This is a genomic window from Vibrio sp. 10N.286.49.C3, assembly GCF_041469545.1.
In the GTDB taxonomy this organism is placed as follows: Bacteria; Pseudomonadota; Gammaproteobacteria; order Enterobacterales; family Vibrionaceae; genus Vibrio; species Vibrio tasmaniensis_A.
On sequence record NZ_JBFRKT010000016.1, the window covers coordinates 1 to 16,823 of the forward strand.

Genomic DNA, 16,823 nt, shown 5'->3' on the forward strand with positions numbered 1-16,823 from the left:
TAATTACGCAACAAAGCCTATCTACTCGACAAGCAGTAGTTCGAATCACCAGTATTGATCATTTCTTCGGGCTCAGGCTAGCTAAACGTTTGACTAACTATTTCTAACGGTATGAGAGTGTTCGGCACAAGCCGACAATTTCAAGAAGGAGCAGATCAGATCATCACCGACAATCTGACCGCTTAGTTTGAAGTGGGTTTAATTATGTTTAAGCAATAACATCTTGTGGTGGTGTACCTTCGCAGTTGGAAACGACTGCATCAATTTGAATTAGAGCATTCATAGGAATCTCTGAAACCCCAACCACCGTTCTTGCCGGTAATTCAGCATTAAAGAATGTTGTGTAGACCTCGTTCACTGTATCAATGTCTGAAACATTTTTAAGCTGAATATTAATTTTCACAGTATCGTCCATACAATGATCAACACTTTCAATGATCGCCTTAATATTTTGTAAACATTGTTCCGCTTGCTCTTTTACACCACCAGCAACCATTTCATTTGTTTTCGGGTCTAAAGGTAATTGGCCTGAAATATGATTGTAGTGAGAGAAAGCAACGGTGTGCGAATAAGCCATGAAAGGGGCATCGACAGTATTATTAGCTTCAATAACCAACAAGCGAGTGTCTTCTGGTAATTGCGGCGGTGTACCGTCGCCATGTGAAACGGATGTATCAATTTGAATTAAAGCGCCCATTGGTAGTTCAGCAGCATTAACAACCGTTCGCGCTGGTACATAACTTTGGAAGAACTTAGCGCAAACTTCATTTACCTTTTCTGCATCTTCAACATTTTTAAGGTAGATAGTGGTTTTAACCACATCATTCATGACATGACCGATACTCTCTAGAATCGTTTTAATGTTTGCTAAACATTGTGTCGTTTGCTCTGTGATACCACCTGAAACCAACTCACCTGTATTTACATCGATAGGCAATTGAGCTGAAAGGTTGTTGTAGTGAGAAAAAGCCGCTGTCTGCGTCGATACAGCACTTTGAGGCGCATTATCTGTATTTCTTGAGACTTTAACTAGTGCGCAAGGTGCTTGTGGTTTAGTACCTTCGCCGTTTGAAATAAGAGCATCCATTTGAACTAAAGCGTCACTGTTCGGTAGCGCAGCTACACCCACGACTGTACGTGTCGGCAGGCTGTTGTTGAAGAAGCTTGCGTAAACCTCATCAATAGCATCGATATCAGAAATATTCTTAACGAAAATATTGATCTTTACGACATCATCCATAACATGGTCAATGCTTTCAACAATAGATTTAATATTACTCAAGCATTGTGCTGCTTGGTCTTTAATATCTCCAATAACTATTTCACCTGTTTTAGGGTCAACAGGCAGTTGAGCAGAAAAGTTATTATAATGAGAAAAAGCGACCGTTTGTGTAGATACAGAATTAATTGGTGCATTTTCAGTATTTCTTGAAATTTTAATGATATCGCTACTCATCGGAATTATCCTTTTAATAATATAGGAATACGTATTTATATTTAACAATCGTATTGGAAAGAATGATTAAAGTAGCGCCATGTTAAGTGAATTATTTTAGGGTAAACGTGATATACATCAGACTCTCAGTTGACTATAAATCAGCAAGTTACAGGATAATTAGTCATCAAGCGACTAATTATCCGTCACATTAGGCTTTATCAACTGCTAAATTCTCTTTAATTTTAAGTCTATTCAATAATCCTGAATACTCTCTCAGGTAATTGAAAGGATAATTACCAAAATTTAGATGATATTTGATAGGTTGTTCACACTAAAACTCCGTTACTAGCTAGGTTAGTAACTTTATCCCTTATACCCGTGCATAAACTATTAGGCTATTTAATTAATTATTTTCGAGAGCTTATTTTATATAAGTACGTTAATAATATATTCGAGAATCAAATACCTACAATCTGACAATGCCTATGATTAGATACATTTACTCATATAATTCAACAAATATGAGACTCAGGGGGATGACATGAGAAGTATGGTGTTCAGCCAAGACATGGGACTTTCAGGAATCACGATGGCATCAACGAAGAGCAATCGACACCATAGCTTTTGGCACCATAGCTCTCAACACATAGTTTCGTTGAAAGAAGAGCTAAACCGCTCTTGGAGTGGTATTGAAGTGGCGCTTAAATTCGCGACTGAATTGGGATGGGCTCGAGTAGCCGACTCGGCGAGCAGCATCGCTGATGCGAAGGCCTTCTAGCTGAATCAGTTCTTTGGCTTTGTTGAGTCTTACCTTCTTCAAATATTGAAGAGGAGATTCAAAGGTGACATTACGGAATGCATTGTGGAAGGCAGACACGCTCATGTTGGCTTCGTCGGCAAGCGATTGAACAGTGATGGTTTGGTCGTACTCTTCATGCACTTTAGACAGCGCTTTAGCGACACGTGCGTAATGGCCGTCATGATGAGCTAAATCAAACAGCACACGCCCTTCTGAACCGGTTAGGGCGCGGTAGACAATTTCGCTGACCATGGCATCGCCCAATATATTGGCTTCAATGTCACAATGTAGAGTTTTGACCAATCGAGTAAAGCTCTCCAGCATTTGCTCTTCCATTGGCGTCGATTCTAAGCCGCTCGAATTCTGCTTGTGCTTGTTGCAGTAGCTCTCTAGAAAGCCTTGGTCTTCCAGCTTTTTGACTAAGCTGTGCAAGCGCTGAGAATCGATGCATATCGACAAACCAAGCAATGGTTCGCCATTTACAGGTAAGGCTTCACACTCCAATGGCATTGGCACGCCTACCACAAGATAATCACCAGCAGCGTAAGTAACGGGTCTATCGCCAATATAGATGTTCTTTTTGCCCTGCCCGAGCATGATAATACCCGACTGGTAAGTGAATGGCTGACGTTGATTCCCGCCACTGCTTCTATACAACCACACACCGCCAATTTCAGTTTCTCTGATCCCTTCGAGATCATCCCAACCTTTGTGTTCTACATAAGACTGTAACAACTGCGCGAGTGTTTTCATAAGTGGCGACTTCCCATTCCAAGTGCTAAGAGTAAGTAAGCTAAAGCAGAGAAAGAATATCAATTTTGTAGAAATAGGCAATTTATTTGGAGAATCAGCTCTTCATCACCCTAGATTACTGTACTAATATGCAAATATAGAAATTGAGCAATCAAATAAAATAACAAATTGAGCTTTACACAAGGAATCTCTAATGCAATTCACTTATGTTAACCCTACAGTTATCCACTTCGGCCAAGGCCAAATCAACGCTATCAGCCAAGCGGTTGATACTTCGAAGAAAGTACTAGTCATCTACGGTGGCGGTTCAATCAAAAGCAACGGTGTTTACGACCAAGTTGTCGCTTCTCTAAAGGATCACGCTTGGATTGAGTTCGCTGGTGTTGAAGCTAACCCAACCAAAGAGACGCTAGATAAAGCCGTCGCTCTTGTTAAAGAAGAAAACGTAGAGTTCATTATCGCTGTTGGCGGTGGTTCAGTAATCGACGGTTCTAAATACGTTGCTGCGGCAGCTAAATACGACGGCGACGGTTGGGATATCCTAGCGGGCAAACACCAAGTTACTGAAGCAACCCCTATTGGTGCTGTACTGACACTCCCTGCGACAGGTTCTGAATCTAACATGGGTGCTGTAATCACTCGTAAAGAGACTCAAGAGAAACTGGCGTTCATGAACCCTGCAGTACAACCTAAGTTCGCGGTGATGGACCCAGACGTAATGAAGTCTCTGCCAGAGCGCCAACTGATCAACGGTCTAGTTGATGCGTGGGTTCACGTATGTGAGCAATACATCACAATGCCAACAGACGCGATGGTTCAAGACGGTTACGCAGAAACACTGCTTAAGAACCTACTTGTACTGGGTAAGCAATACGACGAGCGTGACAACGACGCATGGCGTGCAAACCTAATGTGGACTGCAAACCAAGCGCTTAACGGCCTGATTGGTACTGGCGTTCCTCAAGATTGGGCAACACATATGATTGGCCACGAATTCACAGCACTATGGCACGTAGACCACGCACGTTCTCTTGCGATTGTTCAACCTTCACTACTTCGTAATCAAATCGAAGCGAAGCGTGGCAAGCTAGAGCAAATGGGTCGCAACGTATTTGGCCTAGAAGCGGGTGCTGATTTAGCCGAGCGCACTATTGCTGCAATCGAAGCCTTCTACCACAGCCTAGACGTTGCAACTATGTTCGACGGTTACGAAGCAACGAAAGCGGCAGCAATCGACAACGTTGTTGCTCAACTTGAATCACACGGTTACCTAGAGCTTGGCGAGAACAAAGCAATCACGCCTCAGAAAACACGCGAGATTCTAGAGTCTGCAATTCAATAGCAGTCAAAATTAGAGCAATGAAAACAAGGTTCTAAAGAAAATCACTATAATCTAAGAATTTATTCCGTGAAACTGAACCAAATTCTTTGCCCTTGCGTATATCCTCAAGCAGCGTCCAAATCAGGCGCTGCTTTTTAATTTGCCCTACAAGATGCTATTAAATTCTCATAAGTCCTTAATTTTATGTGCAATCATATTTCTATATTGTTAAGGTAAACCTGTCTCTTTATTAGGTATGAACAACGATTTGAACAATCTCAAGGAAATGGTTAAGTTTAAGTCACTTAACAAGTGGTATGGTGATTTTCATGCCCTAAAGGATGTCGATTTAAAGATTGAACAAGGGGAAATAGTGGTGATTTGCGGGCCATCAGGTTCGGGGAAATCAACTTTAATCCGTTGTATCAATCAGCTAGAACCGTTCGAAAGTGGCGAGCTTTCCGTACTAGAACAAGTACTACCGAGTAAGTTCAACACACCTGGCCAAGTCGGAATGGTGTTTCAGCACTTTCATTTATTCCCCCACCTTACTGTGCTTGAGAACCTAACTCTGTCTCCGATTCGTACGCTTAAAAAAAGCAAACAAGAAGCCGAGAAGATTGCAATGCACTATCTCGAACGCGTACACATTGCAGAACAAGCCAACAAATACCCTGTACAACTTTCTGGTGGCCAACAACAACGAGTGGCTATCGCACGTTCACTGTGCATGAAGCCTGAATTACTGCTTTTTGATGAACCAACTTCAGCGCTTGATCCGGAGATGATCAACGAAGTGCTCGACGTGATGGTTGAACTGGCGAGCGAAGGTATCACCATGGTGTGTGTGACCCACGAAATGGGCTTTGCGAAACAAGTGGCCGACCGCGTTATCTTCATGGATGAAGGACAAATTGTGGAATCGAATACGCCACAAGCGCTCTTTGAAAACCCTCAACATGAACGTACTCAAGCGTTCCTAAATCAGATCCTGACTTATTGATGTTGATTCGAATTATTAAACCCGCCCTATCTGCTTTGGTACAGATTGTTGTACTGGTGGCTGCTGTTGTTTGGATTCTCGACTCTGGCGCACAAACCATGGGATACAGCTGGCAATGGGAGCGTGTGCCGGACTATATTGCTTTCTATGAAGATGGTGAATGGTGGCCTGCAGAATTAGTTGAAGGGCTACTGGTTACCATCAATATCTCTCTGATTTCTTTGGTTGCTACGCTGATCATTGGTTTAACGACGGCGCTATTGAGGAACTCAAATTCTGTGGTTGGACGCACCTTAGCCACCAGCTATGTTGAGTTGATTCGTAACACGCCGTTATTAGTACAAATTTATTTGCTCTATTTTGTATTTGGCCCCGTGTTAGGGCTGGATCGCTTTAGCACTGCCGTTTTAGCCTTGGCACTTTTCCAAGGCGCTTACACCGCCGAGATATTTCGTGCCGGTTTAAATGGTATTGCGAGAGGACAATTTGAAGCAGCTCAATCCTTGGGCTTATCAAAGACCTATACTTACTGGGATGTGATTCTTCCTCAGGTGGTGCAACGTACCTTGCCACCTTTGACTAATGAAGTGATCTCTCTTATTAAAAACTCTTCAATTGTGAGTGTCATGGCTATTTTTGACCTGACGACTGAAGCCAGAAACATTGTTTCTGAAACCGCGATGCCATTCGAGATTTGGTTCTCTGTGGCGATCATTTATCTTGCTCTTACACTTTCACTTTCTGCCGTTGCTGCTTGGCTTGAGCATAAGCTCGGGGCTAACTGGCGAACACAATAAGGATTTATCAGCATGAAGCTATTTAAAACCGCGATTACAGCCCTACTTGCGCTTGCCGTAAGTTTGCCTGCACTTGCTTCTGAAACGCCTAACCTCGATAAAATCAACGAACGTGGCTCACTGCGCGTTGGGATGTCGACATTTGTTCCTTGGGCGATGCGTAACAAACAAGGCGATCTCGTTGGCTTTGAAATCGACGTGGCGAAACGCCTTGCCGAAGATTCTGGTTGGAAAGTCGAATTTGTACCTACGGCATGGGACGGTATTATCCCTTCTCTATTATCGAAAAAATTTGATGTAATCATCGGCGGTATGTCTATCACTGAAGCGCGAGCTAAAAGCGTATTGTTCACTGAACCTTACTCGCACTCTGGCGTTCAACTGGCGGCTAACAAAGAGCTAGCGGAAGGTTTTACTCAGATCTCTGATTTTGATTCTCGCCGCGTAAAAATTGCAGCACGTCGTGGAGCATTCACGGTTCAAGTCGCTCGTGAAACCTTCCCTAAAGCGAAAGTTCTACAGTTCGATGACGATGCTCAAGCATTCCAAGAAGTTTTAAACGGCAACGCGCACGCGGTTATCGCGTCTAGCCCGAAACCAGAACACGAAACGATCAAAAATGCAGACACGCTATTTATTCCATTTGAAGAGCGTCTATCAAAAGGTAACGAAGCATTTGCAGTTCGCCTAGGTGAAACTGACAAGGCAGAATTCTTCAACGAATGGATCAAAGCACGTACTGAAGACGGTTGGTTGAAAGAGCGTTACGAGTACTGGTTCTCTACTCTAGATTGGCAGGACCAGATTGCTCAAGGTCAGTAATCTGAACTTTTGCTAGTGAATCGAGGCAGTGCGTTGTCTGCACTGCCTCGATTCGGCAACTTGATTCGCTTTAATGATGATCTAAAACTCAACAAAACAGCCTACTAATTATTATTGTTTAAACAGGAATGACGTGAGTAGTACTAGCGCATTAACAACACCTAAGCCCAACGTTTATATGAAGCCTTGGTATCAACGCCTTAACCTTTTGGATGGCGTGTTACTCGCTGTCATTTGTGTGTTTGCAGGCTGGCTTTATTATCGTTCTGCTGTTGGTATCAACTACCAGTGGCGCTGGGAAGATGCGTTTACCCTAATTTTCATTCCACCTTCTCAAGGCAGTATTCCCTACTTCTTCCAAGGCTTGATCGCTACACTGCGCTTGAGTGTCTGGAGTATGGTGTTAGCACTCTCTTTTGGCACATTGTTAGGTGTAGCAAGACACTCAAAGATCGCTTTCTTCAAAACACCGGCACTGATTTTTATCCAGTTGGTTCGAAATATTCCGCCACTGGTGTTTGTCTTCATATTCTATTTCTTTGTTTCTAACCAACTGATTCCATTACTTGGTTTAGAAAGTATCTTACGTGAACACAATGGCGAGATTAACGCTGTTCAAGCCTTTCTGTTTGGTCCTGCTAACCTTTGGGAAAACTTAGCGTCTGGTGTTATCTGTATTGGTTTGCTCTCTTCGGCTTACATTGCGGAAGTGATTCGAGCGGGTTTAGAAGGTATTCCTAAAGGCCAATGGGAAGCGGCCGATTCGCTTGGCTTGTCTGCATTGTCTAAGTATCGATTTGTGGTTGGCCCACAAGTATTAACTGCCATCACCCCACCATTGGCAGGCCAAGCAATCTCCTTGGTTAAAGACACGTCGATTGTGTCTCTGATTTCGATCCAAGAGATGACGTTTGTTGGTACTGAGATGGCAAACTCATCGGGGTTGATCTTCGAGATCTGGCTGATTGTAGGCTTCGTATATTTTGCTTTATGCTTTGCGCTTTCGCGTCTGTTCAAAGTGATTGAACAACGTTCTAGTGCTTACCTTAACCATCAGTAACGTCATTAATTAATAGTACCGACTCGCCCGACCATTCCTTTCCCTTATCAAGTTCACCTGATTGGTTTAAGCTATTGACCAATCGGGATTTATCCCTTCATATTTCTTCTTAGAAACACAGCGAAATACTCGTCTAATCACTATACTTGAAGTATCGAACTACGTTGATTCTTCTCAAGGACATCACTCAGCATGGACAATCATAAAGAAAGAGCTTTTTACGCCGTTGTCGGCGCATTGGTTGGAGACGCCGCTTCCATGGGGTTGCACTGGCTGTATGACCAAGAGAGGATCATACACGTGGCTGGTTTCGAGCCAGAATTTCGCTCACCGAATCAGTTCGATTATCAAGACAAAGGCTACTTTGCGCACCAAGGAAAAACGTCCGGTGAGCACTCGCAATACGGTGCTCAGTTATTGGCGATGGTCGATAGTTTAGTCGACAACCAAAAATACGATGAAGCGAGCTATATTCAACATTTCCGCAAATGGTTTGATTTCGGTGGTAGTTGGCAAGGCTACATTGATAAAGCGACGCGCATGAGCTTGCTGAACATCCATCAATTAGAACTAGAGGGCGCCCCGATTACTGCCTGTGGCGCAGACGATACGCAGCTCCCCGCAGTTTCAAAGATCATTCCATTAGTAGCCTGTACTTATACCTCTCACACCTTACCAGCGATGGTAGAGAGCGCGGTACGAGTGACCAACAACAACGACAAAGCCGTGGAATGGGCGCAAGCCATCACCCTGTTGATTCAAGCAGCGATTCAAGGCAACTCACCATTACAGTCCGTAGAAATGGTGCGACAAACTTGCAGCAGATTTATACATGATCAAATCGATGAAGCATTGGCTGAACCTGAGCTTTCAATAACAGATGCCGCGAAGAAGTTTGGATTGCATTGTGAACTGAGTGCCGCATTTCCCTTGCTGATTCGCATCATTGCGGGTGCTCAGAGCTATAAACAAGGTATTCGAGACAATATCTTATGTGGCGGTGACAGCTGCGGGCGTGCGATTGTGATTGGCGCGGTATTAGCGGCGTGTTTCTACGATGAAGATGACGGAATTCCAACCGAATGGCTAAAACAAGTCGAACTCAATGGCGGTGTATTGTCTTTGCCTATTGAGTGATTCAAACAATAATAAATAAAACTAAAGCGCCTCTCGACTTCTTGCTCAAGAGCTCGAGAGGCGCTTTTCTTTTCACTAGAATGACTTAAACGGATAACTTCAATTTCGAGCAATACCCCTTCCGGATCCCTACGACCGTGAGTTTATCGCTCCAACCAAACCTATGAGTTTAAACCTTTCCTAGAACTGATACGCGGCAGAAAGCTTGTAGTTACGGCCAGGTTCATAGTCATCCAAGGTAAAGCCTCTTGCCGTACCTGAACGAGAAGCGTGTGAGGTGTATTGCTCATCAAACACGTTATCGATACCAAAGGTGACAGACAATCCATCAAGATTCGATGGCACCCACTGAGCAAACAGGTTATGAACGTCATAGCCTTCTTTGATCGGCTGACCATCGAATACGTTGTCTTCGTCTTTAACAAACATCGAATTCCAACCAAAGATAGTCTCAAGCGCTTCAGACTGATAATCGAGTGTCAGCGTAATGCTGTCACCCATATCAATACTTCGACCATTGCCACCTGCGACTGCACCGCCTGTATCTTTATTTTTAGTCTCTGAAAGCGCATAGGACAGCTTACTGTTAAACATCTCGTAGCCATAAGATAGGCTCGCCTCGAAGCCCTTTATCTCAACGTCACCTAGGTTATAAATCAAATAACTCTTACTTGCACGTTGATACTTTTCGGCAATATAGTCATCAATATTAGTTTGGAATACTGTCAGGTTGGCACCAATAAAGTGATTATCCAAGCGCTTATCGAAACGGACACCACCTTGCGTGTTCTGCCCTGTCTCAGCCTTCAGATCGTTAGCCAAATAAGCGACATCTTGGTAAGCAATAAAGCTCTCCATCAACTCCGGGCCTTTGAACAACGAACGTGTACTCGCGAACAGCGTCCAATCTTGAGTAACATCCCATTGAGTGGCCAACGACCAAGTTACATCGTCAAAATCTTCGCTACCAACTTCTGCTTTACGTTGGTAATCATCAAAACGAAGCCCTGCCGTGACCGAGAATGCTTGAGTAAAGTAGAACTGATCTTCAACAAAAAGGGCTGTAGAGATTGCTGACTCGTCCATAAACTTGCTGCTGCCGTAATAGCTGCTCGATGACTTGTCCATATAGTCAAAGCCATAAGTCGCGATGTTATCAAACGACATCAGGCGATAATCGGATTGGAACTTTGCGTTGAGACCAAAGTTTTGGTTTTTAGCCGTGTTTTTGGATAAGCGATTAGCAGGCCAACGTGGTGCCATAACACTTTCATCTCGCTGAATCTCAGTTTCCGTGTTGTATAGAGTCACGTTACCTTGATGACTTTCACCACGCAGCTCATAGCTGGCCGTGATGGTGTCACGGTTGTAATCGGTGGGAATGAGGATGTTTTTAGACAAACCCACGTTCGTACCACCCGACATATCAGGGCGTGGACTGTAATCACCGTTATCACGGTACATATCATAAGAGAGTTCAAAACGGTGTAAGTCACTTGGCTCAAAACCAATCTTACCTAGAATATTGTATACATCCCCTTCTGAGCCAAAGGTTTCAGTACCATCACCATCTTCAAAATTGTCACGGCTCATGTAATGACTGTAAAGCATGGCATCGACGTTATCTGACAACAAACCATACACAGTAAGTGAACCTTGCTGGCTTGCATTCGTGGCATACCCGCCATAAACACGAGCGCCAAAAGTCTCGTCGTAGCGAAGTAGATCTTTGGCATCTTTGGTTTCAAACAGCACTGAACCGCCTAACCCATTTTGCGTCACCGAGTTGTTACCTACTTGGATATCCGCTGATTTCAATATGTCAGGGTTAAGAGTCAAATTACCAATATGATGGAACATGTTGGCGTGCTGAGAAGCGCCATCTAATCGAATGTCTAAGTCAGTTTCGCTTAGGCCGCGAATCGTAATTCGCTGGTTGATCGAGTGCGTTCCCCCAACATCAACACCGGGGATTTCGCGCAGCAAATCTGACATATGGTCAGCTTGCTTCAGTGACATGTCATCTGCAATGATCGATTCAGTGTTGCTTGAGACTTTCGTTCCCCAAACCACAACTTCATCGAAGTGCGATGTACTTTCTTCGGCAATAACAGAGCTACTAAACGTGCTGGCAATTGCGATATAGAGGGCTGAAAGCTTAATTGTTGATCTGACTGGGCTTTCCATAGATTCAATCCCAGATGTAAATGATAATAATTATCAATCATGATAGAGTTGTAACCTATAAATGCACAGATGATTTGCTTATGCAAAAACGCACAGCTGTTATGAGGAACGGTCAAATGAGTGAAGTAACGTCTAAACGAGCTAAAATTGGCAAAGTCACTCTGACTAAAAAGTTGGAGCAAACAGAAAAGCAGATTATTGTCACACAAGGTCAAACTACACAGACATCACTGGCTGAGGGGAAATTTCTTTCTTATCAATATAATGAACTAATATTTATCCACGGCGGCCGCTGTATTGAGCTCGTCGATACTAAGATAATCTCTACCGCTCACGCTTCAGTTCTGATCACCATTCTTTTGGAAGGTAAGCTGTCATTTGGTTACGATGATCTCGAATTTGATCTCGATGCCACTCATCAACCTCAAGGTGTGGTGGTCAACCTCACTAAACCCGCCAATTTCCGTCGAGTGATGACAGCAAGCAATAAACTCAATAAGATTAACATCTTAGTCAAACCAAAATGGTTCAAATCTCGAGTAACCGAAGAGTGTAAATGCCGAAACTTCATCAATACACATAATGCCAACTTCCAATTAGAAGTGACGGAAGAAATCTGGAAGCTGACACAAGAATTGACGACTTGCTCTTCACCCAATAACTTCCATCAGAAGTTGCATATAGAATCCTTAACTCAACAGATCCTTGAGAATTCGATGCATCAACTACCACAAACTTGCTGTCTGGCTTACCAAACTAAACCAAAAATAATAAAACCAGCGACACGTGTAACTAACATTGAACATCAAAGTTATGACGAACGAATTGAGGCTGTAATCTGCTTTATTGAAATTCATCTCGACCAAGAGCTGAGCCTAAAAATGCTTGCTGAGCATTTTTCGATGAGTGTATCTAATATTCAAAGGCGTTTTAAGCAGTCATACAACATGACAATCAACGGTTACATCCGTTTGAGACGATTAGAGATCGCACGCCAGCATTTAGAACGAGGGTTGGTTTCAATCACCGAGGCCGCCTATGAAGCGGGTTATCAGCACCCTTCTAATTTCACCAATGCTTTTAAGAAAACCTTCGGTGTGCCGCCACAAGACATAGCGATTAAGACTTAGTTACATTGATATAAAACTATTTGTTCTATAACTTTAAAAGGCTATATCTAACATCTGCTATGTTGGCCAGGTGACCGCCACATATAAACAAACTGGTCATTCTGCGAAGTAATTTCAAATCCAAACCTCAGATACAAATCTCCAACTCGATTACCTTGTAAATAGCATAGTTCGACGGGTTTATTGAGGCTGTCAGCCTTAGTTAAGCAATCAGCCTTAGTTAAGAAGTCTTTCAGTACTTGGCTACCAATTCCCTTTCCATGATACTCAGGCAGCAAGAAGAATCGGCAAAAATAGAAGTGATCGCCCTTGTCTTGCAACAACACACAACCAATCGCTTTACCTTGATATTCAATGATTTCAGGCCGTTCTTCTGCCCACTCTTCGGCGTGTATATCTCGCTGAATCTGCTCATCCCAGCCAAAAACTGCTTTGATTGGCTCAAATTCAGCCGCCTTTTTTAGCTCGAACAGAAATTCATAATCTGATGACTGAGCGGGTCTTGTCGAATACTTCAAAATATCTCCAACAATAATCAATGAACTATAGCCAATAAATAAAAAACGACAGCGGCTTCATTTCCAAAAAGCTCGCTCACGACAAGCAAGTGAGAATTGGAAGGTGCCATGTTTCAGTGTTCATTTAGGGTTTAGTTGATAGCGTAGAACTTCGTGCTTATCTTGCTCTGAGTAAAAGGTATTTAAGAACTGCCCACCACACTTCTCAATTACTTTTTGCGAAGCAATATTGCCCCTCTCACACGTAATAATAGCGCTTTCGGACAATACGTGCCGTTGAACCCAAGACAACATATGACTTGCGATACCCCGCCCTCTTGCTTGTGACAGGGTCTCATAACCGATATGTCCTATGACATCGTGAATGTACGGACTGGTACCATGACGAACTCTTATCACTCCAATAATACGTCCAGACTCTAAACAAAAATAAGTAGAAGCCGGCATCCAACCTTCTGGCAAGTCATCTCCTTTTGAATAAGCAATTCGCCTTTTCAAATACGCATCACTGCCATCGGAAATGCCCGTATAAATATCTAGCCCATCCTCAGCGCATGCATTCACATAGTGATGAAAGACACTTGAGTGCGAAATATCAGCTTTGACCATGTCCATATAGTTGCGATTCCTAGTTACTGCTCTTTCGGGTTTAGCTATCAGACCTAAGCTAAGTACATAGTGTATTCTTGATGTCCTGTATGTTCATCAACTTGTTCACTCACAATAGAAAAGCCTTGGGACAAGTAGAACTGAATCGTCGCTTGGTTTTCTTTATATACATTTAAAGACAAGTTCGGATATTCAAGCTTCGCGTGTTGGATAAGTTGCTTACCAATACCACTGCCTTGATGTTCTGAACTGACAAAGATCGCCGCTAAGATCCCTTCATAAAGCGAATAAAAGCCACGAACCTCACCGTCTACTTGATACACGTAAGTTGTTGATGCTGGTATGTATATGTCGCGCATATTACCTACCTGCGACTCCCAGAACTCAGGAGCCACAAAATCATGCGCCTTGACCGAGGCGGTTAACCAAATATCTAAAACGGTTTCCATATCGGTTGGACGGTATTCTCTGATCATCTTAATTCTCTGAAATTATTGCGGTTTAATATGCGAATCAGTATGCCGAGAAGCCACGTAAACTTATTGAAGATTTACGACAATGTCTCAGTCAGAATTATTGAACGGCAATGATAGATCAGTACCATTGGCCGCTACTGCTTCTTAACGTACTTCGCTGTAACGAGCATTTCACCACCACCATCAAGCTTGCAATCTAACTGGTGATCTTTGCCTTCATTGATTCTTCTGATTACCGCTTTAGTGCCGATTTTCAGTACAGAAGAACTGCCTTTAATTTTTAGATCTTTAATGAAGGTAACTTTATCACCACTCTCCAATACAACGCCATTCACGTCCTTTACACGCGCAGCTTCTCTTTCTAAACGCTCTTCTTCAGGGTTCCATTCGTAGGCACACTCAGGGCAGATTAGGTTGTTTTGGTCTGGGTAGACATATTCAGATTGGCATTGCGGACAAGGAGGTAAAGACATACGTTAATACTTCATTTAAATAAAATTTGCGTCCATTTTAATGACTCTTGTTAGGCTTAGCGAGCACAAATCGAACCAATTTTCAGTAGCGTAATTTAACTTAGAAAAGAGCAGTACCTAAAACGAACAAACACAACCGTTAAGCTGTGTTTGTTTAAGGGCTTGGGAGGCGGAACGGATTAACGTTCGACTTTTGGTGAGTAAATCGAGTAAGCGGTGATTTGCCCTGCCACAATTGCAGAGAACATGAACAACGCCGACAAACCGATACTCGGGATAGGCAAAATCGATTGTTCAAACACCGACTGGCTAGCACTCACTAATACTCGGCTACCCGGAACCAAGATGATGATCCCTTGCACGATATAAATAGAGCCCGTGAGTTCCATCTTCTTGGCAATCCAAGTCCCGTACAAAGTAATAAGAACCGTCGTAACCCAAGTACCGACAACCCAGCCACTATCAAAACCAAGATAGAATGGCCCCCACATACCCAGAACTGCCACTGGCAAGCCAAGTAAGATGTCTTTAGGACGCGCATTGAACATCACACCAATCGACACCGAGATCAACACCAAACCAGATATGTGCATCCATGTCGGAACCGCATTCGTATAGTCAATGGAGACCGCTTGTCCCCATATCGCTTCACCAATGTTGAGCCCCATAATAATCCCGACAAACAGCTTTATCAGGGTTAATGCGCTCTGCCCTAACAAACTGGTACCAGAGACGAGATCATTAAACGCCAAACATTCTAGTGCGTTGGCTATGGATAACCCGGGGACAAACAAGACAATCGAAGCGATACATAACGCCCACACCGGGATCGGCAACCCTGTGCTTGCCAAAAATGCCACGAAGATACCCGTTAATAGTGCCGAGATGAATTCAACCGCAATAGCGCGACGTGAATGAAGAACTTGCTGACATACCCAAACCATCAAACCCAGTAATGCAGAAAAGCCAACCGCTTCTAACGTACTGCCAATTAGCATCAGATACGCTGGCGGAATACCCATATTGGCCAGTGCCGTCACAAGTTTAGAGTAACCGACAGGCTCTGGCACAGGCTCACTGCTCGGTTGGTTAATACGAATGATGGTATTGGCCAACAAACTCAAGTTAATCGAAGCAGGCTTTAGACGCTTAAGAATAACGGCGTTGTTATCGTCTGGAAATTGATAATTAATCGCGGTTGGCGTTGCTTGGATCATCACATCAACACCATGCTTTTTTGCATAGAATTGGGTGTATTTCTCTAGCTTGTAAGGAGCACAACCACTGCGATGAAGAGTGTCACCAATTTCAACAATTTTGTTAATTCGGAACTGAGAAGGCATGGGAATTTTAGGGGAGACAAAATGTGCGGCAAATGTACCAAACGATAGACGTAATGACGAGAGTTTTGCATGAATTATCAACTAAATTCGTTACTTTTTCCTTCGAACGCTTAGAGGAGCCTATAACTCCACCCGCTTCGGATTCGCTTGATGAATACTTTGGCAGACTGGCAAGTTAAAACAATGCATCCAGATTGTTATTATTGGGCATCAAAATACGAATGGAAATCAGTTTATGTTAACGGTCAAATTGCCTGTATTTATGTTGATTTTATGATGAGAAAACACCACTAAAATAGGTTTATAAATCCAACTGAATGGGTCTTAGAAAGAGTGGAGGGTTCTTTGTTGTTTCTCGCCCTACGTTTAACGAGAGTTTAGTCACATTTTATTCACTCTAAAAGCGCCGAACATGATGGAAAAACTAGCGGAGTGGTGGTTATGCGAGCACTTAGAATAAAAATGAAAGAAAAAGGTTTCGTTTTCAGTTAGATGTGGCATTATCAAACTCGTTAAGACGATGTGCGTACATCGTATAATGGCTATTACCTCAGCCTTCCAAGCTGATGATGCGGGTTCGATTCCCGCTGTACGCTCCAGTCTTCTTGATGCTTCAGTCTTACTCTTAAGACAGTGTGCGTGCATCGTATAATGGCTATTACCTCAGCCTTCCAAGCTGATGATGCGGGTTCGATTCCCGCTGCACGCTCCAATTCCTCTTTATGTTTCGTTACGTGTTTTCTTCCAGCGATACCCTATTCAAAAAACTTCTCCGCTCGTTAAATCTATAAGCATTAATCCATATAGCTTAAACCCATTTTGTTAAGTCTAACCAACCAACGCTAATTGAGCCGCTAGCGCTATTAACTCCTTAAATCGCTTCGAATTTCTTAAACCTTTCCCATCACATATTGCAGTCTAGCTTTTAACGATTTTCAAAATTGTTCCAATTTAATA

At 43.1% G+C, this 16,823-nt stretch carries 15 protein-coding genes and 2 tRNA genes; 9 read left to right on the forward strand and 8 right to left on the reverse strand.

Annotated features, from left to right (window positions below):
- Nucleotides 1-208: 208 nt before the first annotated feature.
- On the reverse strand, nt 209-1,456 hold the full coding sequence (locus AB4180_RS08270) for a RidA family protein (protein ID WP_102249753.1): 1,248 nt from the start codon (nt 1,454-1,456) through the stop codon (nt 209-211).
- A 649-nt stretch (nt 1,457-2,105) separates the two neighbouring features.
- Nucleotides 2,106-2,990, reverse strand: a complete 885-nt coding sequence (locus AB4180_RS08275; protein WP_102249754.1) for an AraC family transcriptional regulator — start codon at nt 2,988-2,990, stop codon at nt 2,106-2,108.
- 193 nt (nt 2,991-3,183) lie between these two features.
- Between AB4180_RS08275 and AB4180_RS08280 the strand changes: the two genes are divergently transcribed.
- The 6 genes from AB4180_RS08280 (at nt 3,184) to AB4180_RS08305 (ending at nt 9,130) form a co-directional block, all read left to right on the forward strand.
- The gene (locus AB4180_RS08280; protein WP_012600471.1) at nt 3,184-4,332 is read left to right on the forward strand and encodes an iron-containing alcohol dehydrogenase; all 1,149 of its coding nucleotides are present in this window, start codon (nt 3,184-3,186) and stop codon (nt 4,330-4,332) included.
- Between the two features lie 235 nt (nt 4,333-4,567).
- The gene (locus AB4180_RS08285) at nt 4,568-5,314 is read left to right on the forward strand and encodes an amino acid ABC transporter ATP-binding protein (RefSeq protein WP_102249755.1); all 747 of its coding nucleotides are present in this window, start codon (nt 4,568-4,570) and stop codon (nt 5,312-5,314) included.
- A complete protein-coding gene (locus AB4180_RS08290; RefSeq protein ID WP_009845515.1) occupies nt 5,314-6,111 on the forward strand; it encodes an amino acid ABC transporter permease in 798 nt (265 codons plus the stop codon). The genes AB4180_RS08285 and AB4180_RS08290 overlap by 1 nt, the downstream gene beginning before the upstream one ends.
- Before the next feature lie 12 nt (nt 6,112-6,123).
- The gene (locus AB4180_RS08295; protein ID WP_012600468.1) at nt 6,124-6,933 is read left to right on the forward strand and encodes a transporter substrate-binding domain-containing protein; all 810 of its coding nucleotides are present in this window, start codon (nt 6,124-6,126) and stop codon (nt 6,931-6,933) included.
- A 133-nt stretch (nt 6,934-7,066) separates the two neighbouring features.
- On the forward strand, nt 7,067-7,993 hold the full coding sequence (locus AB4180_RS08300) for an amino acid ABC transporter permease (protein ID WP_017102887.1): 927 nt from the start codon (nt 7,067-7,069) through the stop codon (nt 7,991-7,993).
- Nucleotides 7,994-8,185: 192 nt separating this feature from the next.
- Nucleotides 8,186-9,130 (forward strand): ADP-ribosylglycohydrolase family protein, encoded by a 945-nt coding sequence (locus AB4180_RS08305; protein WP_102249756.1) that lies wholly within the window; start codon nt 8,186-8,188, stop codon nt 9,128-9,130.
- A 180-nt stretch (nt 9,131-9,310) separates the two neighbouring features.
- Here AB4180_RS08305 and AB4180_RS08310 read toward each other — a convergent pair whose 3' ends face one another.
- On the reverse strand, nt 9,311-11,317 hold the full coding sequence (locus tag AB4180_RS08310) for a TonB-dependent siderophore receptor (protein WP_102249757.1): 2,007 nt from the start codon (nt 11,315-11,317) through the stop codon (nt 9,311-9,313).
- 20 nt (nt 11,318-11,337) lie between these two features.
- On the opposite strand from AB4180_RS08310, the gene AB4180_RS08315 reads away from it, so the two are divergent.
- Nucleotides 11,338-12,447 carry an AraC family transcriptional regulator gene (locus AB4180_RS08315; protein WP_102249758.1) on the forward strand — a complete coding sequence of 370 codons (1,110 nt, stop codon included), beginning with the start codon at nt 11,338-11,340 and terminating at the stop codon, nt 12,445-12,447.
- Between the two features lie 47 nt (nt 12,448-12,494).
- On the opposite strand, the gene AB4180_RS08320 is transcribed toward AB4180_RS08315, so the two are convergent.
- The 5 genes from AB4180_RS08320 to AB4180_RS08340 form a co-directional block, all read right to left on the reverse strand.
- Nucleotides 12,495-12,965: a GNAT family N-acetyltransferase gene (locus AB4180_RS08320; protein WP_102249759.1), complete on the reverse strand. Its 471-nt coding sequence runs from the start codon at nt 12,963-12,965 to the stop codon at nt 12,495-12,497.
- 120 nt (nt 12,966-13,085) lie between these two features.
- Nucleotides 13,086-13,580, reverse strand: a complete 495-nt coding sequence (locus tag AB4180_RS08325) for a GNAT family N-acetyltransferase (RefSeq protein ID WP_102249760.1) — start codon at nt 13,578-13,580, stop codon at nt 13,086-13,088.
- A gap of 47 nt (nt 13,581-13,627) precedes the next feature.
- Nucleotides 13,628-14,050, reverse strand: a complete 423-nt coding sequence (locus AB4180_RS08330; protein ID WP_102249761.1) for an N-acetyltransferase — start codon at nt 14,048-14,050, stop codon at nt 13,628-13,630.
- 134 nt (nt 14,051-14,184) lie between these two features.
- The gene (locus tag AB4180_RS08335) at nt 14,185-14,523 is read right to left on the reverse strand and encodes a zinc ribbon domain-containing protein YjdM (RefSeq protein ID WP_004731484.1); all 339 of its coding nucleotides are present in this window, start codon (nt 14,521-14,523) and stop codon (nt 14,185-14,187) included.
- Between the two features lie 179 nt (nt 14,524-14,702).
- Entirely contained in the window at nt 14,703-15,866 is a 1,164-nt protein-coding gene (locus AB4180_RS08340; RefSeq protein ID WP_009845522.1) for a threonine/serine exporter family protein, read from the reverse strand.
- A 524-nt stretch (nt 15,867-16,390) separates the two neighbouring features.
- On the opposite strand from AB4180_RS08340, the gene AB4180_RS08345 reads away from it, so the two are divergent.
- Both AB4180_RS08345 and AB4180_RS08350 read left to right on the forward strand, forming a co-directional pair.
- A tRNA-Gly gene (locus tag AB4180_RS08345) sits at nt 16,391-16,465 on the forward strand.
- A gap of 38 nt (nt 16,466-16,503) precedes the next feature.
- A tRNA-Gly gene (locus AB4180_RS08350) sits at nt 16,504-16,578 on the forward strand.
- The last annotated feature ends 245 nt before the right edge of the window (nt 16,579-16,823 follow it).